Source organism: Thermogymnomonas acidicola, assembly GCF_014646795.1.
GTDB classification, from domain to species: Archaea; Thermoplasmatota; Thermoplasmata; order Thermoplasmatales; family Thermoplasmataceae; genus Thermogymnomonas; species Thermogymnomonas acidicola.
The window spans coordinates 1-18,257 of the sequence record NZ_BMNY01000003.1 but is presented as its reverse complement, the minus strand read 5'-3'; the positions used below and the strand labels follow the sequence as shown (position 1 = coordinate 18,257).

Sequence of the window (18,257 nt, the reverse complement as noted above, 5' to 3'; positions counted from 1 at the left end):
AGTTTCCGCAGGAAGCAAATGGCGCTCCATGGTGTGCTTTTCCTGGCCGGCAGTGCTGGAGTGGTCTTGTGTGGCCCCATGGAGAGCCACAACCCCACATGGTAACTGGCACCTCCCCGGCGTGTCAGGAAGAGGTGCTACCGGGTCCGAAAGGCAGTGTTTTCAATATCAGTGTTGCATCATCTCCCGCTGTTCACCATGTCCCTGTACAGGTTTATGGCAGCCCTGCAGCCGTCACCCACTGCAGTGGCTATCTGTGCCTCGTTTCCAGCAACGCAGTCACCGGCAGCGTAGACCATGTCCAGGTTCGTCTTTCCCTTGGCGTTAGTTATGATGTAACCCCTCTCGTCCAGCTTCACGCCTGCCTCCCTGAGGAAGGAGGTCTGCGGTATCAGGCCCACGTAGATGAAGACGCCGTCTGTCTCCACCTCACTGACCTCTCCTGTCTGCCTGTCCTTCATGACGAGACCGGTGACCTTCTTGCCATCACCCTTTATCTCAGTGACCTGCTTGTTCTTCAAGTAAGGTATCTTTCTCCTCTCTATGGCCCTCACATAGGCGTCCTCGCACATGTACCTGGGCATGAACTCTATGACCTCAGTGGATGATGTGTACTCGCTCATGGTTATTGCGGCAATGGCGCCAGAGTTGCCACCACCTATAACGGTGACCCTCTTGTTCCTGAAGAGGTAGCCATCGCAGGTCGAGCAGTAAGAGACTCCCTTGCCGTAGTACTTGTCCTCACCAGGTACGTTGAGGTGCCTGTGTGTCGTGCCAGTTGCAACTATGATACCCTTGCAGCTGTAGGAGACGCCCTCCCTGGTCTGGACCTCATAGCCGTCCTTGTTCCTTGTGATGCCCGTTACTTCCCTGTCCTGCCTTATGGTAACGTAGTCACTGGCGTGCTCCACGAACTTCTTGGCCAGATCTACGCCAGAGATTGCCTTGTACCCCAGGTAGTTCTCAACCCAGGGTGCCTCGGCCGTGAGGCCTCCAGGGGTGGTCTTGTCTAGGACAACCGCGGAGAGCCCGCTCCTGGCGCAGTATATTGCTGCGGAGAGGCCGGCAGCCCCAGAACCTATTATGACAACGTCGTAGTCCCTCTTCTCCTCCTCTGCGCTCCCCAGGGAAAGGTTGAACTCCATGGATTGTGAATGCATTAACCCTTAAAAAAGTGAGATACCTCTACCTGATAATGGCCTAAAAAAGGTTTGGTGGTCTTTCAGAAGGACGGAGCCCCACTGCCCATCCCGGATGGGTTGTTCTCTGACTTGGGCGACTCGGAGGAGCTCGTCTTCTTGCTGGCTATCACGTCATCGATCCTCAGTATCATAGTCGCAACTTCCACTGCGCTCTCCAGGGCGTGCTTCTTCACCCTGAGTGGGTCAAAGACGCCGACCTTCGTCATGTCACCGACCTTGTTCTGCGTGAAGTCTATGCCGTATGTGGTGTGCCCCTTCTCGTGCTCTGCCCTGAGCTGTATGAGCGTGTTTATCGGGTCAAGGCCAGCGTTCTCGGCCAGTGTCCTCGGTATCACTTCCATTGCCCTGGCAAAGGCCTCAACGGCAAGCTGCTCCCTGCCGCCCACGCTTGTGGCGAAGTGCCTGAGCTTCGTGGATATCTCGGCCTCCACTGCTCCGCCGCCGGGGACGAATCTCCCGTCCTCCTTTGTTATCGAGACAACCCTTATGGCGTCGTTCAGGGCCCTCTCTATTTCCGCCACCACGTGCTCAGTGCCTCCCCTTATGAGTATGCTGACCGCCTTCGGGTTGGCACAGCCGGTGACGAAGGTCATCCTGTCATCGCTGATCTTCTGCTCCTCGACCTTCTCTGCCTTGCCGAGCACGTCCGGCGTGAGGTCGTCCAGGTTCGTCACTATCCTGCCGCCAGTGGCCTTGGCCAGCTTCTCCATGTCGCTCTTCTTGACCCTCCTGACAGCGTATATGCCCTCCTTTGCCAGGTAGTGCTGCGCAATGTCGTCTATGCCCTTCTGGCAGAAGACAACGTTCGCTCCGCTCTTCTTTATCTTCTCAACCATCTGCTTGAAAGTGTCAGATTCCTGGGCCAGGAAGTCCTGTATCTTCGAGGGGTCTGTGATCTGCACCTTTGCCTCTATCTCAGTCTTCTTTATCTCCAGCGCCGAATCGATGAGCGCTATCCTGGCGTCCTTGACCACAGACGGCATCTTCGCGTGCACCTTCTCCTTGTCGATGACGATGCCGTTGATGTACTGCGTGTCCGTTATGCTGCCGCCGGCCTTCTTGTCCACCTTGATGTTGGCCGGGTCCACAACGATCCTCCCGTTCCTCTCCTCTGCCACCGCGTTGACAGCCTTCACCACAAGGTCCGCGAGGAACTCCTTTGAGAGGCCAGTGTTCTTCCCGGACAGAGCCGTCATCGCGATCCTCTTGAGGGTGGCGTCGTCCTTGGCGTCCATGGCTATGCTCTCAAGGAGCTTCTTCGCCTCGTTGACCGCTATCCTGAAGCCGTTCGTTATCACGGTCGGGTGCACACCCTGGTCGAGGAGCTCCTCGGCCTGCTTCAGCAGCTCCCCTGAGAGTATGACTGCCGTGGTTGTGCCATCTCCAACAGCCGTGTCCTGCGACTTGGCGACCTCCACTATCATCTTCGCGGTGGGGTGCTCAACGTCCATCTCCTTGAGTATGGTGGCACCGTCGTTCGATATTATGATGTCGCCAATCGAGTCCACGAGCATCTTGTCCATTCCCTTTGGGCCCAGCGTTGTCCTGACAGCGTCAGCAATGGCCTTCGCAGCCTCAATGTTAGCCTTCTGGGCGCTCTTCCCCTGTTCCCTCTGCGTGCCTTCCTTAAGTATCAGAATCGGCATCTGTCCAGATAGCATCCGTTACACCTCTGATGGTCGGATAAATATGTTCTTCAATATAAAGTTTGCGAGTGGGCCACTAGTTACCGGAGTTGGCCTCCTTCCTCATCTCCGCCCTGAGCCTTCCGAGGCCATGCTCCCGGGTGTCGACGAACTTCATCATGGAAGCAAGGATTGGCGTTCTTTCACTCACCTGCCTGTAGAGTTCCCTCAGGGCCCTCCTTATCTCATAATGCGTCTGCTCGGATGTCCTGAGCTCCATGAAGAAGCAAAGCTCCCTGAGGTTTGTGGATATGAAGACCGGGTACCTGAAGGCGAATGGCACACAGTACTGGGCCACCTGCGGGCCCTGGACATCCCGTATCTTCCTGTGCACAGATGCAGCTGTTTCCATTGCCTCCACGAACCTCAGGCGGGCCTGCTCATCCGATGCTATTAGTTCAGGCACGACGTAACCGCAATCTGTGTTCAGGTATCCCCTCAGGAGCGTCAGGAACCTGTGCCTCTGGACGTCCCTGAACGCCCCGAAGCTGATGTTCATCGTGAAATCGTACCTGGCCAGCTCGAAGGGCCTCGGGAGCTTGTCCCTCCGGTCCATGCGCATTGATGAGATCCTTTCAGCCAGCTCCGGCAGGTCACGGGCGCCCCTGGGGACAAGGCCTGCCGACTTCATCGCACTGAACAGGTGCCTGCCGAACGCGGCCTCGTCCGGGCATGATAGGAGCCTCACATCTTCCCCGGCCCCGGGGGCCACGGGCTCCATCATTGAGGATATGCCTGATATGTATTTCGTCAGCCTCTCCCCGTGCCTGTTGACGGCGGCATCGATCAGGTTGGGGAGCTCGCCCTTAAGTTCCCCGTATATTGAGGACGCCAGTTCCCGAGCTTCCCTGAGGGCCGAAGACCTCAGCCTCTGTATCAGGTAGGTCAGTGCCCTCCCGTTCCCACTTATCCCCACGTTGGTAAGCGTTGACGCTGGCAGCAGGAACCTTATGTCGTCCAGCACCCTGGCCCTGAGGGCGCGCTCGTAGGCCCTCCTCGCGGCCTTCCTCTCCCCCTCGGACATGGCATCCACATTCATTGTCTCTGTGCCCACCTGGAATACCTGTTCCTCCAGCGGGTACCTGGCCCCGGCCAGCCTGTAAAGGGGCTCCTCAAGGTCGGAATAAGTCTCGAAGAGGAGGTCGCAGGCCTGCTCGTAGTCCCCGGAGAGTGACTGCTGTATGCCAGCCCTGTCCGGATCGGCATAAAGGTACCTCCCGTCCCTCTTCACGCTGTACCTGACATACCTCGTGGACTTCTCCAGGTACGAGAGGCCGATCCTCTGCTCCTCGATGAACTTCGATACCACGTTGCTCACATTCTGCACTGCCATCTGGACTGTGACCAGCTCTGACACGGACTCGTCCCCATATTCCATGAAGACCCGCCTGTAGAAGTCTGGGCCCCTCTCCGGGTCGTTCTCGAACTCCTTCCTGTAGACCTCCCTTATGTCAAGGGCGGACGCCCTGCTGTACCGGGAGAGCAGGGCACCCCTGTCAATCTGCCTCTCAACCTTTATGAGGAACACGTCCCTGTCAGTGTTGGAGAAAGGATCGCCCATTGCGCCCACTATTCCGGAACAAAGTAAACGTCCGTGACCCTGAACCTCTGCAGCCTCCTGAACCTGGCCCTGACAGGCATGCCGACATAAATGTCCTCCGTGGAGGCGCCCACGAGCCTGCCGAGGAACAGGGTATCGACGCCATCGAACTCGACCATGACGAGGTTGTAGGGCGTCTCGTTGAGGAACTCCTCGCTGCCGAAGTAGCATGTCGTGAAGGTGTGTACCCTCCCTCTCGGTGGCAGCTGGAACCACTCGGTCCTTCCACCGCAGCGCATGCAGTGGGCCCTGGGCGTGGCGTACCTCACCCGGCACCTCTTGCACTCGGAGCCCAGGAGGACTCCCCTGCCAAGGGCCCTGAAGAACTCTGAGTCCTGGGCGTAGCTGTGGTAGTAATCGGCTTCGTAGTGCTCCTTCACTATCAGGGGGTCGACGGAGAACACCGTGGCACCCCTGTCGTCCTCGGGCAGCTTCGCGTTCCTGTCGATCATCTGGACGCCCCCATGACTGTAACAGTTATAAGTGTGCCAGTCCCGGCCAGGTCAAGGACGAGCCCCCTCTTTGCATTTGGGACCTGCAGCCTCCCGGACCCGAGGTGCTTCTCCACGCTGTGCTGCAGCTGCCAGTGTGTGAAGACAGAGAGCATTATGCCCGTTGCACCTATGGCATGGCCGCAGCCCAGGAGGCCGCCGGATGGGTTCACCGGGACCTTTCCGCCCATCTCCGTGAAGCCGGAATCCAGGAGCTCTCCCCCGTGGCCTATCCTTGCCAGGCCCAGGTCCTCGTATAGCTGCAGTTCCAGAGACGTGTAGGCATCGTGTACCTCCATGAAGTCGACCTGTTCCGCTGGATCCTCTATGCCAGCCTTTTTGTAGGCCTCTATGGCCGCCACCCTTGCGGCCCTGAAGTTGTGCAGTCCTGGGTAGTCCAGGTCCCTGTACCATTCAGCCTCCTCGTGTGGGAGCAGGGGAACCTTTCCCCTCGGCCTGTCAGAGAGCCTCATTGTATCGCTGCCTGAACCTATGGCCTCTATCCTTGTTGGCCTGTCCGTGTACTGGAAGGCCCTGTCCTCCGAGGCCAGGATGGCAACTGCAGCACCGTCCGACATCGTGCACACATCGAGCCTCGTGAAAGGATAGGATATCATTGGCGCCCTCCTCACGTCCTCCACAGTGATCTCCATGGGGCTCTGGGCGTACCTGTTGTACCTCGCGTTCCCGTGGTTCTTTACAGAGACCTTCGCCATCTGCTCAACCGTTGTGCCGAACTGGTGCATGTGCCTCACCGCCATCATGGCGTAGTAGGCGGTGTAGAAACCTCCCACAGGATAGTCAAAGTTCATGTCGCTTGCCATGGCTATGAACTCGTTTCCCTTCCATGTGCTCACGTGGGACATGTTCTCGAAGCCGAAGACCAGGCAGACGTCCATCCTGCCAGAGGCCACCTCCTCGTAAGCTGCCTGGAAGGCCAGGCCCCCCGTTGCACCGCCACCCTCCACCCTCTTGTGCGGCTTCGGGTTAAGACCAAGGTAGTCGTGCACCATGGCAGTACCGAGGAGCTGCCTCTGGAAGTGCTCTGAGAAGTAAGCGCCCACGGAGCCGTCTATGTCCGATACGTCCATGCCCACATCGCTGAGAGCATAGTCCAGGGCCTCCTTCACCAGGTACCTGGAATCCCTGGATGTGTGGGCCTTGGCGAACTTAGAGACGCCTCCTGTGACCATGTATACATCCCGGGCCATGGCTGAAGATCTGCTCTCCTAATAATTAGATTCCGTGACACCACCGCACAGCGTCCCTGTGGCAGCCGAGAGAGATTTTAATACGCATGAGCATTGGGACTCCGCATGAAACTCCTTGTCTTTGGCTCAGGCTACGTCGCAAGGGGCATGGTCAAGTACATGAAGCCGGAGGCTGCAGCTTACTTCTCACCAAGGAAGGATGAAACGCTGGACAGCCTGGGTGCATCGTGGATAGAGGGCAGCGTCATGGATGCGGGGAAGGTCATGGAGGCGTGCCGTGACTTCGACACGCTCCTCTATGCCGTGAGGACAAAGAACACCAACCAGATGTCCAACTTCGACGCCAACATAACAGGCGTCAAGAACGTCGTTGCAGCGGTCAGGAAGTACGACAGGGACCAGAGGCTCATCTTCATGTCGAGCATAAACGTGACCTATGGCACCACCGAATTCCTCAGGACCAGGAGGACAGGCGAGGACAACGCGTCCCTAGTGAAGAACCACCTGATAGTGAGGAGTTCTTTCATATTCGGGGATGGGGACTGGTTCACTGAAATAATAAAGAAGATCGCGGAGTCTGGCATGACCAAGCTCCCGGGCGTGGGTAACCTGGCGCCCGTGTTCATAGGCGACCTGGCCCAGGTGATAACCAGGGCGTCAGACCTCAGGGGTGCCGTCGACGTATCCTCCACGCAGAAGGTATCGCTACTGGACGCGGTCAACAAGTACAGGGAGATCAGGGGCCTGAAGCCAGCCAAGGGAAAGGACAGTCCGAGGGCCGTTGCCAAACTGAAGCGCACAATGGTGGAGAACGGCCTGGTCACCGAGGAGATGGCAGAGTACCTGACGATGGACTTCCAGAGGGAGAACACGTACCTGACCAGGTACCTTGATAAGTACACGGGATACCTGGACTACCTTTCACAGACCCTGAAGGGCTAGAGGAGGACGTGGCCCATGGCTTCCCTGTACGTCCTCAATGAGAGCTGGTGCAGGTACCTTACAGTGTAATCGCTCACGACGTCTCTGAACTCTTCGTCCTCCCTCAGCCTCTTCAGATACATCACGGCCCTCATCATGTGGGTCGACGCTGAGAGGAGCGAGGATGCCCTTGTGTTGCCCTCCATTACCTTCTCCTTAACGTCCAGCCATACCTCCTTCTCATGGTTCAGAGACTTCCTCTGCGCATCCGGGAGCCTCACGTCCGGGTCCTTGAGACCCTCCCACAGGGTGTCGAGCATCTCCACTATCTCCCTCACCTGCTGGCTGGAGATGCCTGTGGACACTGCCTGGGCCAGGTCTGCCATGGCCTGGCGCATCTCGAAGGTGAAGAGGAAGAAGGGGTGGTCAAAGGGCAGGCTCTTATCGATCAGTTCGCAGTACCCGAAGCCAGGGTTGATCTCATCCATAATTTACAATTCCCAACAAAGATAAATAAATAGCCCCGGGCAGATTCGAACTGCCGTCGACTGGTCCAGAGCCAGTAATGCTTGGCCGCTACACCACGGGGCTTCGTGTGTGTGATACAACAAGGGTATATTATTTTGTCTCACTCACCCCTGCCCCTGCTCCCCCTGAGGCCCATGCCGATGGCCACCACTATTGCACCGAAGACGCCTACGTAAAGGCCATCCAGCATCAGGCTGTCCTCGTAGTTAGCCACCACGGGGTAGGAGACCGTTATGTAGGCAGGTGGGGTGAAGTTTCCCACAGGGATGCTGGCCACCAGGCAGTACTGGCCCGGGGGCACGAGGTCGTAGATGAGGTACCCGGATAGGCTCGTGTTGGCCCTCACGGCGGAGAAGTTCATGTAGTCAGATGCGGATACGTTGCCAAGGCTCGAAGCGGGCACTATGGCGAAGTAGGGCCGCAGGCTGTTGCTGATGTTGAGCGATATGTCCGTGCTCATGGTTCCCGTGAGGCCCCCTGGTATCGGGTACTCGTAAAGCCCACCCTCTCTGGTGAACGTGGGCCTCTCTATCGTCACATAGCTCTGCCCCCTAACCACTGTGAGAGAGTAGGACAGGAGGAACAGGCCTATTAAAAGCACGACTATGCCCAACACCCAGATGTACCTCCTCAGGCTGGGGTGCATGACTGGTCATGCAAATCAATGACTAAAAGGTAAACGCCGCCTCCGGATCCTTTTCATTGTTGTGACGCCGCCGGTCGGATTCGAACCGACGACCGCTCGGTTAACAGCCGAGTGCTCTACCAGCTAAGCTACAGCGGCACAGGATTCTGTAAGTGTTCCGTTGTATTTATAGCATACGATGGCTCACTGGTCCTCCTGGAAGAATGCCTCCAGATCGGTGCCAGCCTTCTCAGACAGCTCCCTGTGGAGGCGCTCGATCCTCTCTGCAGGCTCCTGGAGGCCCTTCTTCCTGTACATCTCAAGCACGGTGGACAGGCCTATGTAACGGTCTCCTGAGACCAGGTTGTCCGCCTGGGCCACGATCTTCTCCTCCAGTGTTTCAGGCACGTAGTTGCCCTCAGGCAGGCCGAGTTTCCTCGCCTCCTCCGGCAGTATCCCGGCACCTGTGTGCCTCTCCACTATCCTCACTACCCTCTCGTCTATGTTCCTCCGGCGCAGTATCTGGGCACCAGCGTAGGCGTGGTCAATGCCGTTGGTCTTCGTGCGCCCTATGTCGTGGAGTAGTGCACCAGCCTCCACGAGGCGCAGGTTGGCCCCTGCGGCCCTGCCTATGGCCACCGCAAGGTCGCGGACCTTCCTCACGTGCCTGATTATGCGCTCATCCGCGCCCTCGTCACGCAGAATGTTCATGCAGTCAGCCTCATCCGGCAGCATCACAACGCGCTTCCCCCTCTCCGACGGTATCACCCTCATCCTGGCCTCGAACTCCGCATTCATCTCCCTTCCCTCAAAGAGCCTGTCAAGGAATATGGCCAGGGCCGAGACCTCGCTTATGGGCTGGTTAGTCACCGCGACGTTGAAGTCAGAGGCCTCATAGTATTCCCTCGGTACCTTGGATGCCCCCACCACGACCAGCACTCCACGGTCCCCCGCTGCCTCCCTTATCCTGCCCACAGCCTGGTCAACAGGTATACCGTACATTGTCAGGTGCACCTTGACGCCGGAAAACTCCCTCATGACCCTGTGCGGGTCGACGCCGCTCTCGATCCTGAAATCGCCACCGAACCTGTAAACAGTGTCCCTGATGGTGTCCTCCAGCTCCTCGTCCCTCTGGTCAACAAGTATGGTGGAGGCGCCGAACGCCCTTGCTGTCAGGGCCACGTGTGTGGTTATCCTCTTGTCCCTGGTGGGCCTGTGGTTTATCCTGAGCACTGTTACGTTCATGCGCCATTGATCGTGGTTATCTTGTAGCCCTTGATCTGGAGCACGCTTGACCTCCTGACAAGGCCACGTATGAGTGTCTGTGACATGGAGAGGGCCTCCGCAGCATCGCCGATGAAGACGCCATCACTGTTGCCTATCATGCTCTCCACCTTCTTCTCGAACTTGGCCAGCTCCTCCTCCGGCATTGTGGTCGCATATATTATGTCGGCAAGGTCGCTGAGGTTGCCCAGGAGGTTGATCTGCACACTGGTGTAGTATGTGTGGTATGCCTTCTCCGGTCCGTTCTGCCCGGTTATCCACTGGCTCTCAATGAGTTTGATCTTGTCGAGGTAGAGGAGCGCCCTCTTGCCCTCCTGCCCGTACTTCTCCTCGATCATAGGCATCGTTATCCAGCTGGTCGATAGGTCGAGCAGGAGCCTCCTCTTAACATCGGTGTCCGCAGCATGGAATATGGACACGAGTTCACCAACGTCGTTCACGACCTTAATCCTGCTGATCATTATGAACCGTGATGCCTTAAAAAAATATAACGGTTTTTGAGTTTAGATTTTTATATTAACATACTATACATACATGAACGGAGGGGGCCCTGCCAGTACTTCACTTCTTCCTCTTTTTGATCTCGTAGAGGAGCATCTTGTCATAATCCACGGAAAACTGGACCTTGTGGGACTTCAGTATCTTGGCCACATCCTCGGTTATGTCCTTTATCTCCTCCGATACCATGCCCCTGTATATTATGAGCTCCTTCCTTCCAGAGGGGAAGACCATCCTGTACTTCGCTCCCTCCTTGAAGTAGCCTATGGGTTTCTTGTTCTTCCTGATCTCGTTCATGTTGAGTTCCAGGGCCACCTGATCATACTGTGCTTCCTCCTGGTTCTGCTTCGTCTCGCTGGCGACCCTCTCCCATATCTCCGGGAACGACTTTTCCAGTGACTTCCATTCAAAGCGCTCCTTGAAGTAGATGTGACCACTCCAGTTTCTCACACAGTTCAGATATTTGAAAGCTATTTATGTCTTAGGTCTTGCAGCTGGGCCCTCTTTCCAGGCTGCGTGATACCCCCTGGCGGCCCTTCCATTTTCCTCAGTTGCACCCGGTAGCGAAGAAGTTCGAGTCGCGGTACCCTCGAAGGCAAAAAGAGGGAGACGGTACGAAACAGGTGATGGCCTGGTGTGCCTGCAGGATGTCAACACCACCCGGTAAGGCCGGGTGGCTAGGAACCTGCCTCACCCAGGACGCCGAGGTCACTTCCCCTGGACTCCCTTATCCTGGCTATGGTCACGAAGGCCACCAGGATGAACACGAGGGTGAACACAGGGTAGAGTGGGTAGGAGATGAGCCCAAGTGCATCGGAAGCGTAGGGCGCCGGGCCACCTATGAAGGAGTTGCCGAACTGGTAGCTGAACGAGTTCCCCGAGTACCTTACGTTGGCCGGGAACACCTCAGAGATGAGTGCGCCCAGTGGGGAGTAACTCAACCCGTGAGCGATCCCGAAGACCGCGAGGAAGGCCGTGAAGGCGTACGGGTTGTAGTAATATATGGAGGGGTAGAGTATAACCAGGGCAATGAGGTTGGCTGAGAAGAGGAGAATGCGCCTCCCATGCCTGTCCGAGAGTATTCCGCCTATGAACACGAAGACTATGTCCATTATGGCAAAGACCGTAACGGCTATGAGGCCAGTGGTCACAGATATTATGCCCCTGACCTCGAACACTGCAGGTAGGAGGGATATGGCAAAATAGAAGAAGTTGCCGCTGGAGCCAGCCAGCAGTGTACCTGCCAGTACCTCATGCCAGTGGTGCCTGAACAGCTGCCCTGCGGGCAGGCCCAGTATCTTTTTCTCCGCCTTTGCTGCCTCAAAGATCGGGGTCTCTGCCAGCCTGTACCTGATCAGGAAGCCTATGGCGAGTATGGCGAAGGCGAGCAGGAACGGTATGCGCCATCCGTACGCATACATGGCCTTGCTGGGCAGGACAAATTCCAGTAACAGGAAGATGGCAGTGCCAATGATGAGCCCTATGCCCACCGTGGACTGCACGAACGATGACCAGAAGCCCCTCCTCTCCCTGAAGTTCTCTAGGGTGAGGAGCATGGCCCCTCCCCACTCACCTCCGAGCCCGAAGCCCAGTATCAGCCTCAGTATGACGAGGAGCACCACGGCCCATATGCCTATGCTTGCATACCCTGGCACCACTCCCGTGAGGCCCGTTGAGATGCCCGAGAGCAGGAGGGTGATCAATAGGACGTTCTTCCTGCCCATCCTGTCCCCGAAGTGGCCGAACACGAAGGCACCCACTGGCCTTGTGACGAATCCGAGGGCAAAGGTCAGGAGGGTCAGGAGGAGGGACTCCGCCCTGGACACGGTGGGGTAAAAGGCAGAGGCTATGTATATGGCACCGCTTGAGAAGATGAAGATGCCGTACCATTCGATGATGGTTCCCACCATGGAGGCTGCTAGGATTTCGCGCCTGTTGTTTGTCCTTCTCTCTCTTGCGGCTTCCACGCAATGAACATGAGGTGTGGGTAAAAGTATTTTACCGGGAACCCACCAGAGTATGCACCCTTTCACTGCGCCTGGATGCACCTGTGGCCACATTCGCCCAGTCCATGAGGAGGGCCCCTATTCTCCAGCTCTCTCGCCTCTTCCAGCCCTCGCGTAACCCCTCGTTATCAGGCCAGACCTCGTGTCTCTCTCGACTTTCTCCGGCTCCCTGTCCTCAAACCTTCCGTAGCCCCCTCCCCCTGCTGTGCGTATCTCGAATATGTCGCCCTCGTGCAGGACATAGGTTGCCTTCGTGTGGCCTTTCCTCTGCCTCCCGTCCTGCACCAACCGCACCTCTGTCGGCGCACCGGGAAGGCCACCCATGAGCCCCCATGGCCTGTGCCTCTCCCTCTCCGCAAGGACTGTCAGCGTGACTGTCCCCTCCCTTACCATGAAGGCCCTGACTATGCCGCTCCCGCCCCTGTACTTCCCGAGGCCCGCGCTGTTGGGCCTGAACTCGTACCTCTTCACCAGTACAGGCAAGGTCCTCTCTATCTCCTCTATGGGCGTGTTCATTGTGTTCGTCATGTTAGCCTGTATGCCGTCTGTACCGTCTTTACCCAGCTTGCCCCCCAGCCCCACGCCTATGGTCTCGTAGAACGCCCACGAGCGGCCCCTGTGGAGCCCGCCCATCATTATGTTGTTCATCGACCCACCTGAGGCGGCCGGGACAGCTTCAGGGATGGCCTGGCTCAGCGCGCCGAAGATGAGGTCAGCGTTCCTTTGGCTCGTTTCAACGTTCCCGCCGGAGACCGGGGCAGGGAAGGTGGGGTTCAGCACAGTGCCCTCCGGCACACTCACGTGCAGGAACCTGAAGGTGCCGCCGTTCACAGGTACATCAGCGCCCATCACGGTCCGGAACACGTAGTAGACCCCAGAGAGCGTCACGCCCAGCACTGCGTTGAGCGGCACATCGACCTGCCTCTCTGTGCCCGTGTAATCCACATGCACTCCATCCTCTGATACCCTCAGGGCCACCTGAAGCCTTATGTCACGCCCATCCGGGCCCTCGAGGTAGTCCACCCAGCCATAAGTCCCGTGAGGTATCCTGGATATCCTGTTCCTCGCCATCTCTTCTGCATAGGAAACGTAGTAGTCCCGGGACTCTGTGAAGGCATCCAGGCCGTGCTTCTCAATGATGTCCAGCACCCTCCGCTCGCCCGTGTAGTTTGCGGCCACCTGGGCCCTGATATCGCCGATCCTCTCGTAGGGGTTCCTGGAATTTGAAGAGAATACCGAGAGGAAGTCACTGTTGAACTCGTCGCCCCTCATGAGGAAAACGGGGTCCAAAATCAGGCCCTCCTCGTATATCGTTTTCCCGTCTGAGTTTATGCTGCCCGGCACCTTGCCGCCAACATCCGAGTGGTGGGCCTTGTTGGCAGCATAGGCCACTATTCTGTCATTGTGGAAAATGGGCCTGATGACCGTAACATCGTTCAGGTGCGTGCCTGATATGTATGGGTTGTTTACAACGATCTCGTCACCCCTCCGGAGCTCTATACCCTCCTTCGAGAGGTAGTCAAGAGTGTTCCTCAGGCCCCAGGGGAGTGAGCCTAGGTGGACCGGAATGTGCTCCGCCTGGGCCAGGAGGATCCCATTAGCGTCGAAGATGGCCGCTGAGTGGTCCATCCTCTCCTTTATGTTTGGCGAGTAAGCGGAGTTCCTCAGTGCGATCCCCATCTCCTCGCTGGCGTAGTAGAGGGAACTGGCTATGACCTGCTTGGTGAACCTGTCCGTCATGGCCTCACCATCCTCACGTTGAGGTACCTATCGAACCTGAACCTCCAGCCCGGAGGAATGACGACTGTAGAATCGTAGCCCTCAACAATGCATGGCCCCTCGCCACCAAAACCATCCGGAGCGGAGGCCCACCTGATCACCGGGGTATCTATGAAAGACCCGGAAAAGTATACCGGCCTCTCAGAGGCCTCCATGTGCCCGCCTTTCCGCTCTTCGATCAGGCCTATCTTGGGCATCCTGAAGGTGAGCCTCACCCTTGCGTTAACGATTTCCACAGGATCGTTCGAGGCATAGCCGTACCTCCTCCTGTACTCCTCCCTGAAGGCCTCCTCGTACCTGTCGCTGTAGGGCACCGTTATCTCGTAAGACTGCCCAACATACCTCATGTCGAGGAAATATGCCACCTCAGGGTCGGTGAAGCCCTCAGCCTCGCTCTCCGCCCTTGCCTGGGCCTCCAGCCTGGTCAAGATGTCCTTTACATCAGACACACCCACTGCTCCGGCGGTCCTGTCGCGCACCATGTCCACTGAGAGGAGGCCGTAGGCTGAGAAGAGGCCCGGGTGTGCAGGCACGAAGACCGCTTTGATGCCGAGCTCTGAGGCGAGTTCAGCGGCGTGCACAGGGCCAGCCCCACCGTAGGCATACATCACAAAATCCCTGGGATCACGGCCGCGCTCCAAGCTCACGATGGATATGGCCCTTGACATGGCGCTGTTGATCAGCCTGACAATACCCTGGGCAGCCTCAACAGTGCCGATACCGAGGGGCCTGCACAGCTTCTCCCTTATGGCACTCTCTGAAAGGTGCCTGAAGATGCGCATGTCACCGTCAAGAAGGAAGTCGGGGTTAAGCCTCCCGAGCACTATGTTGGCGTCCGTCACTGTGGGATCTGTGCCGCCCCGGCCGTATGCGGCTGGCCCGGGTTCGGATCCGGCACTCTTCGGACCCAGCCTGAGTGACCCTGCTTCATCCACCCAGGCAATTGTGCCGCCCCCTGCACTCACCTCTGCGAGGTCTATGAAGGGAAAGCGCACAGCATAGCCGCTCCCCTTAATTGACCTCCCGCTGTGTGTTCTCCCGGCCGCCTCGAACTCGTATGCCAGATCCGGGGTGCCGGAGACCACGACACCTGCCTTTGCGGTTGTCCCGCCCATATCGAACGTTATGACCCTCTCATCGCCCATCAGGCGGCTGAAGTTCGCTGAAGCAATGACGCCTGCCGAGGGGCCGGATTCTATGACAGAGATCGGCATCCTCTCCGCATATTCTATCGTGCCGAGACCTCCGTGGGAACCCATTATGTATACAGGTGCAGACAGCCCGGAGTTCCTGATGCCCTCCCTCAACCTCCTCAGGTATAATGTCACCAGGCCTGACAGGACTGTGTTGACCACAGTTGTGCTCGTTCTCTCGTACTCCCTGTACTGCGGGTCGACCTCATGGGAGGCGAAGACGAAGCCGTCAAAGCCTTCGAAGGCCTCCTTGACCCTCCTCTCGTGCTCCGGGTTAACGTAGGAGTTGAGCAGCGATATTGCCACACCCCTGACCTTCATCCTCTCGATCTTTCTCCTCACCCTCCTTATCTCCTCATCATCGAGATCCTCGATTACCGTCCCGGAGGCGTCAATGCGGCCCGAGATCCCGAACCTGCGTTCCCTGGGTATCAGGGGCTCCGGTCTCTGGAAGTCAAGGTCATAGAGCTCGGCCCTCCTCTGCCTCCCGATCTCGAGAATGTCTATGAAGCCCCTGTTGGTTATCAGGGCAGAAGGTGTCAGGCCGGTCCTGGTGAGCAGGGCGTTGGTTGCTACCGTGCTTGCATGGTTGACCATCCTCACCCTTGCCCTATCCAGGTCCATTGACCTCAGGCCGTCTATCACGGCCACCTCCGGGCCCGAGGGAGTGCTCGGTACCTTCAGAAACCGTATTGATCTGTCCCTGAGGTCGAAGGCGACGATATCGGTGAATGTCCCACCTATGTCCACACCGACCAGAATGGCATCCCCTTCCATCCCCATTATGATCGCTGGACTGTATTAGTAAGTGTCGAGACGGGCATTTCCACCAGAACTGCATACCGCGGGAGTGCCTAGCAGACGCCCCCGAACCGTCGTTCCTGGCGCCTGAAGTATGAGGATATTATATGCTTTCTCGGCTCTCCGGAGTATATAGGCCAGGGCCGGATATGATAAGTTGGGCCCCCTAGAGAGCTCCTCGAGGTTGATCCCATTCGGGTAATCGAAGGAACCCGAGCAGAATGGCCCTGATGGAAGGTTCTGCTGAAAGAGGTTATCAGCTATAGAAAACTGTCAATTTGAACCTCAGCTCCAGGCCCTGGTTGGTTATCAGCTTGATGTACCACACTCCTGATGTGAACGACTGGCCATAAGGAAATACACTGTCTATGCTTATGCCTGGACTCACGGTGAACGAATCACGCACTGTGTTGTTAGGATAGAACAGTCTGCAGTAGACGCTTGCTGTGGAGTTGTCCTCAAGGGCCATAACGATCTTGTCTGAGGAAGGGTTGAGAGTGAAATTGTACCTGTATACCTGGTCAGCGGTTAGCGGCAGTGTGCCGTTGAACACAACATCGCCACCGGCGGAGCCTGTGTTTATGGTGAGACCTGGCCCCTTCCCACCGCCACTGGCCTGGTGGTTCCCATTCGCATCGACATCCTGCACAATGACCACAATGATGACGAGGACCAGCAGTACAGCAAGAAGGGCTTTTACCGTCTTATCCAATTCCTAACACCCCCATTTTCTGGCATGAAATACAGTAAGAGGAGGATTATGATCACATAGGACAGGAGGGCGCCTGTGACCCAGATCGAGAAGTAAGGGGCCGGGACTGAAAAGAAGTACCCTCCCTTTGTAATTACAGAACTGAAACCGATGTACCCGCTGGACAGGCCAACAGAAACCCTGGGAAACAGCGTGGCGATGTCGGCGCAGAGGTACCTCAATACCACCGAGCCTTTGATGGATACGAGATAGGGATATACGTTGAATATCACCAGGAAGGAGATGATACTCACTATCACTGATGTGGCCCTTTTCCTAGATATCCTGGAGAAGAGGAGCCCCAGCAGGACAGGGGGATCATTGAGGCAAAGAGGATGGCAATGTCAGTCAGGAATAGGCTTGGGCTGAACCACTTATTGAGATAGGCCTTCGTGTACTTCGGTAATACAGTCGGCGTACCTGAATACCCATAGAGGTAAGTGTATGTAAGGTGGTCGACAATTATTACCACATGGTTCGACAGCGTGCCGTAACGGATTAGGAGCGTGAACATGAAGCCAGCAACGGCACTGAGGGTCAGTATGCCGGCAAATATAACATGAAAGAGGAGGCGGGCAGTACTTATGGCCACTGTGTCGCGTGCGCTGGACCCTATCACGTCGTAAGTGCCGTTTTCTTTCTCCTCCGCTATGCTCAGGGACGGGTATATCATGAAGAGGACGAAGAACGTAGCGAACGAACCGGAAAAGGTAGCCAGTGAGAACTGCAGGGGCATGCTCCTGTATTTGGAAGTATTCCATGCGAGTTCGGCGGCCGAGACCATTGCGAGCAGGAATGTGGCTAGGGCCACCAGTGGTGCTGCTGTGGATTGCTTCATCAGGATGAACTGCTTCCTGATCTCAGCCCTGAACTGCGACTCCAAGCTCATTCAACACATCTCCGTAGAGCTCCGCTACAGTCACCTTCCTGAACTCAAGAACGGTGAGGCCATTATTAACGAGTAAAGAGTTCACGTCTTCCCCTTCATTCCCGTGGCTGATCCTGACAAGTGGAAAACGGGACATATCGTAGTCCAGCCCAAGGGATTTGAGCTTTTGCTCCACCTCTCCGTATCCCTGTGCGAACCTCACCACACTGACATATTTTAGCGGCAGGTGGATCCTCCTCACTATCCGCCCGCTGTCCATCACAATGACCTCATCCGCCACCTCGTATATGTAAGAGATGCTGTGCGATGAGAGTATTACGGATTTGCCCTGTTCCTTAATGGATCTTATCATGGAGACGATCTCCTCGCTCGATGTCTGATCCACGCCGTCGAAAGTCTCGTCAAGTACCATGATGTCCGGGTCCTGTGACATCGCAATCGCCACCGAGAGTTTCCTCTTCATCCCCTTGGACAGGCGGGAGGCCAGTGCCAAGGACCGGCCTCCTGGTTTGCCGGTTGGTTCGCCTAAAACTATACTTGGTGTGTGCCCCTACGGGTGCAAACTCTTGTATAACCGGTTCACCCGGATAAACACAACTTCTGTCAGTGCAATATCTAAACTGGTATTCCCCTAACCCTAAGATTGCACAATTTTAACTCTAATGGGGGTTAAGGGGATGAAAGTTCCCTTCCGTCAGGGAAGGGATGGATAGACCCATTTTAGAAACGTTTTTATGGTTATCAAGAAATAGATATAACCATGTGGTAAAGATTGGACAGAGGGTCACATTCT

At 56.7% G+C, this 18,257-nt stretch carries 19 protein-coding genes and 2 tRNA genes; 1 reads left to right on the top strand and 20 read right to left on the bottom strand.

Going from position 1 to position 18,257, the window contains the following annotated elements:
* Nucleotides 1-179: 179 nt before the first annotated feature.
* The 5 genes from IEW66_RS07480 to IEW66_RS07460 form a co-directional block, all read right to left on the bottom strand.
* Nucleotides 180-1,145, bottom strand: a complete 966-nt coding sequence (locus IEW66_RS07480) for an NAD(P)/FAD-dependent oxidoreductase (protein WP_188681624.1) — start codon at nucleotides 1,143-1,145, stop codon at nucleotides 180-182.
* Between the two features lie 77 nt (nucleotides 1,146-1,222).
* Nucleotides 1,223-2,863, bottom strand: a complete 1,641-nt coding sequence (thsB, locus tag IEW66_RS07475; RefSeq protein WP_188681623.1) for a thermosome subunit beta — start codon at nucleotides 2,861-2,863, stop codon at nucleotides 1,223-1,225.
* 61 nt (nucleotides 2,864-2,924) lie between these two features.
* Nucleotides 2,925-4,448: an FAD-dependent thymidylate synthase gene (locus IEW66_RS07470; RefSeq protein ID WP_188681622.1), complete on the bottom strand. Its 1,524-nt coding sequence runs from the start codon at nucleotides 4,446-4,448 to the stop codon at nucleotides 2,925-2,927.
* 8 nt (nucleotides 4,449-4,456) lie between these two features.
* Complete coding sequence (locus IEW66_RS07465; protein WP_188681621.1) at nucleotides 4,457-4,939, bottom strand: Zn-ribbon domain-containing OB-fold protein; 483 nt, start codon at nucleotides 4,937-4,939, stop codon at nucleotides 4,457-4,459.
* A complete protein-coding gene (locus tag IEW66_RS07460) occupies nucleotides 4,936-6,189 on the bottom strand; it encodes a thiolase domain-containing protein (RefSeq protein ID WP_188681620.1) in 1,254 nt (417 codons plus the stop codon). The genes IEW66_RS07465 and IEW66_RS07460 overlap by 4 nt, the downstream gene beginning before the upstream one ends.
* 105 nt (nucleotides 6,190-6,294) lie before the next feature.
* On the opposite strand from IEW66_RS07460, the gene IEW66_RS07455 reads away from it, so the two are divergent.
* A complete protein-coding gene (locus tag IEW66_RS07455; protein ID WP_188681619.1) occupies nucleotides 6,295-7,131 on the top strand; it encodes an NAD-dependent epimerase/dehydratase family protein in 837 nt (278 codons plus the stop codon).
* On the opposite strand, the gene IEW66_RS07450 is transcribed toward IEW66_RS07455, so the two are convergent.
* From IEW66_RS07450 to IEW66_RS07380, 15 genes are all read right to left on the bottom strand, one after another.
* Complete coding sequence (locus IEW66_RS07450; RefSeq protein WP_188681618.1) at nucleotides 7,128-7,598, bottom strand: DUF1940 domain-containing protein; 471 nt, start codon at nucleotides 7,596-7,598, stop codon at nucleotides 7,128-7,130. The genes IEW66_RS07455 and IEW66_RS07450 overlap by 4 nt on opposite strands.
* A 30-nt stretch (nucleotides 7,599-7,628) precedes the next feature.
* Nucleotides 7,629-7,701 (bottom strand) — tRNA-Gln (locus IEW66_RS07445).
* A 37-nt stretch (nucleotides 7,702-7,738) separates the two neighbouring features.
* Nucleotides 7,739-8,284, bottom strand: coding sequence for a hypothetical protein (locus IEW66_RS07440; protein ID WP_188681617.1), 546 nt, complete (start codon nucleotides 8,282-8,284; stop codon nucleotides 7,739-7,741).
* A 65-nt stretch (nucleotides 8,285-8,349) separates the two neighbouring features.
* Nucleotides 8,350-8,422 (bottom strand) — tRNA-Asn (locus IEW66_RS07435).
* A 45-nt stretch (nucleotides 8,423-8,467) separates the two neighbouring features.
* On the bottom strand, nucleotides 8,468-9,508 hold the full coding sequence (locus IEW66_RS07430) for a tRNA (cytidine(56)-2'-O)-methyltransferase (RefSeq protein WP_188681616.1): 1,041 nt from the start codon (nucleotides 9,506-9,508) through the stop codon (nucleotides 8,468-8,470).
* A complete protein-coding gene (locus IEW66_RS07425; protein WP_188681615.1) occupies nucleotides 9,505-10,008 on the bottom strand; it encodes an ArsR family transcriptional regulator in 504 nt (167 codons plus the stop codon). Before IEW66_RS07425 ends, IEW66_RS07430 begins: the two co-directional genes overlap by 4 nt.
* 100 nt (nucleotides 10,009-10,108) lie before the next feature.
* Nucleotides 10,109-10,495, bottom strand: a complete 387-nt coding sequence (locus IEW66_RS07420; RefSeq protein WP_188681614.1) for a hypothetical protein — start codon at nucleotides 10,493-10,495, stop codon at nucleotides 10,109-10,111.
* 227 nt (nucleotides 10,496-10,722) lie between these two features.
* On the bottom strand, nucleotides 10,723-12,012 hold the full coding sequence (locus tag IEW66_RS07415; protein WP_229657565.1) for an MFS transporter: 1,290 nt from the start codon (nucleotides 12,010-12,012) through the stop codon (nucleotides 10,723-10,725).
* A 117-nt stretch (nucleotides 12,013-12,129) separates the two neighbouring features.
* On the bottom strand, nucleotides 12,130-13,791 hold the full coding sequence (locus tag IEW66_RS07410) for a hydantoinase B/oxoprolinase family protein (protein ID WP_188681613.1): 1,662 nt from the start codon (nucleotides 13,789-13,791) through the stop codon (nucleotides 12,130-12,132).
* The gene (locus IEW66_RS07405) at nucleotides 13,788-15,800 is read right to left on the bottom strand and encodes a hydantoinase/oxoprolinase family protein (RefSeq protein ID WP_188681612.1); all 2,013 of its coding nucleotides are present in this window, start codon (nucleotides 15,798-15,800) and stop codon (nucleotides 13,788-13,790) included. Before IEW66_RS07405 ends, IEW66_RS07410 begins: the two co-directional genes overlap by 4 nt.
* 24 nt (nucleotides 15,801-15,824) lie before the next feature.
* Complete coding sequence (locus IEW66_RS08770) at nucleotides 15,825-16,088, bottom strand: helix-turn-helix domain-containing protein (RefSeq protein WP_188681799.1); 264 nt, start codon at nucleotides 16,086-16,088, stop codon at nucleotides 15,825-15,827.
* Nucleotides 16,081-16,536, bottom strand: a complete 456-nt coding sequence (locus IEW66_RS07395) for a hypothetical protein (protein ID WP_188681611.1) — start codon at nucleotides 16,534-16,536, stop codon at nucleotides 16,081-16,083. The genes IEW66_RS08770 and IEW66_RS07395 overlap by 8 nt, the downstream gene beginning before the upstream one ends.
* Nucleotides 16,521-16,835, bottom strand: a complete 315-nt coding sequence (locus IEW66_RS07390) for a hypothetical protein (RefSeq protein WP_229657564.1) — start codon at nucleotides 16,833-16,835, stop codon at nucleotides 16,521-16,523. The genes IEW66_RS07395 and IEW66_RS07390 overlap by 16 nt, the downstream gene beginning before the upstream one ends.
* Nucleotides 16,832-17,464, bottom strand: coding sequence for a hypothetical protein (locus IEW66_RS07385; protein WP_188681609.1), 633 nt, complete (start codon nucleotides 17,462-17,464; stop codon nucleotides 16,832-16,834). Before IEW66_RS07385 ends, IEW66_RS07390 begins: the two co-directional genes overlap by 4 nt.
* Entirely contained in the window at nucleotides 17,436-17,957 is a 522-nt protein-coding gene (locus IEW66_RS07380; protein WP_188681608.1) for an ATP-binding cassette domain-containing protein, read from the bottom strand. The genes IEW66_RS07385 and IEW66_RS07380 overlap by 29 nt, the downstream gene beginning before the upstream one ends.
* Nucleotides 17,958-18,257 lie beyond the last annotated feature (300 nt).

What these genes read in the sequence shown, in the direction of transcription:
- IEW66_RS07470 (WP_188681622.1), bottom strand. Translation starts at nt 4,448, where the DNA reads ATGGGCGATCCTTTCTCCAACACTGACAGGGACGTGTTCCTCATAAAG.
- IEW66_RS07440 (WP_188681617.1), bottom strand. Translation starts at nt 8,284, where the DNA reads ATGCACCCCAGCCTGAGGAGGTACATCTGGGTGTTGGGCATAGTCGTG.
- thsB (WP_188681623.1), bottom strand. Translation starts at nt 2,863, where the DNA reads ATGCTATCTGGACAGATGCCGATTCTGATACTTAAGGAAGGCACGCAG.
- IEW66_RS07450 (WP_188681618.1), bottom strand. Translation starts at nt 7,598, where the DNA reads ATGGATGAGATCAACCCTGGCTTCGGGTACTGCGAACTGATCGATAAG.
- IEW66_RS07410 (WP_188681613.1), bottom strand. Translation starts at nt 13,791, where the DNA reads ATGACGGACAGGTTCACCAAGCAGGTCATAGCCAGTTCCCTCTACTAC.
- IEW66_RS07405 (WP_188681612.1), bottom strand. Translation starts at nt 15,800, where the DNA reads ATGGAAGGGGATGCCATTCTGGTCGGTGTGGACATAGGTGGGACATTC.
- IEW66_RS07425 (WP_188681615.1), bottom strand. Translation starts at nt 10,008, where the DNA reads ATGATCAGCAGGATTAAGGTCGTGAACGACGTTGGTGAACTCGTGTCC.
- IEW66_RS07385 (WP_188681609.1), bottom strand. Translation starts at nt 17,464, where the DNA reads ATGAGCTTGGAGTCGCAGTTCAGGGCTGAGATCAGGAAGCAGTTCATC.
- IEW66_RS07455 (WP_188681619.1), top strand. Translation starts at nt 6,295, where the DNA reads ATGAAACTCCTTGTCTTTGGCTCAGGCTACGTCGCAAGGGGCATGGTC.
- IEW66_RS07465 (WP_188681621.1), bottom strand. Translation starts at nt 4,939, where the DNA reads ATGATCGACAGGAACGCGAAGCTGCCCGAGGACGACAGGGGTGCCACG.
- IEW66_RS07460 (WP_188681620.1), bottom strand. Translation starts at nt 6,189, where the DNA reads ATGGCCCGGGATGTATACATGGTCACAGGAGGCGTCTCTAAGTTCGCC.
- IEW66_RS07430 (WP_188681616.1), bottom strand. Translation starts at nt 9,508, where the DNA reads ATGAACGTAACAGTGCTCAGGATAAACCACAGGCCCACCAGGGACAAG.
- IEW66_RS07480 (WP_188681624.1), bottom strand. Translation starts at nt 1,145, where the DNA reads ATGGAGTTCAACCTTTCCCTGGGGAGCGCAGAGGAGGAGAAGAGGGAC.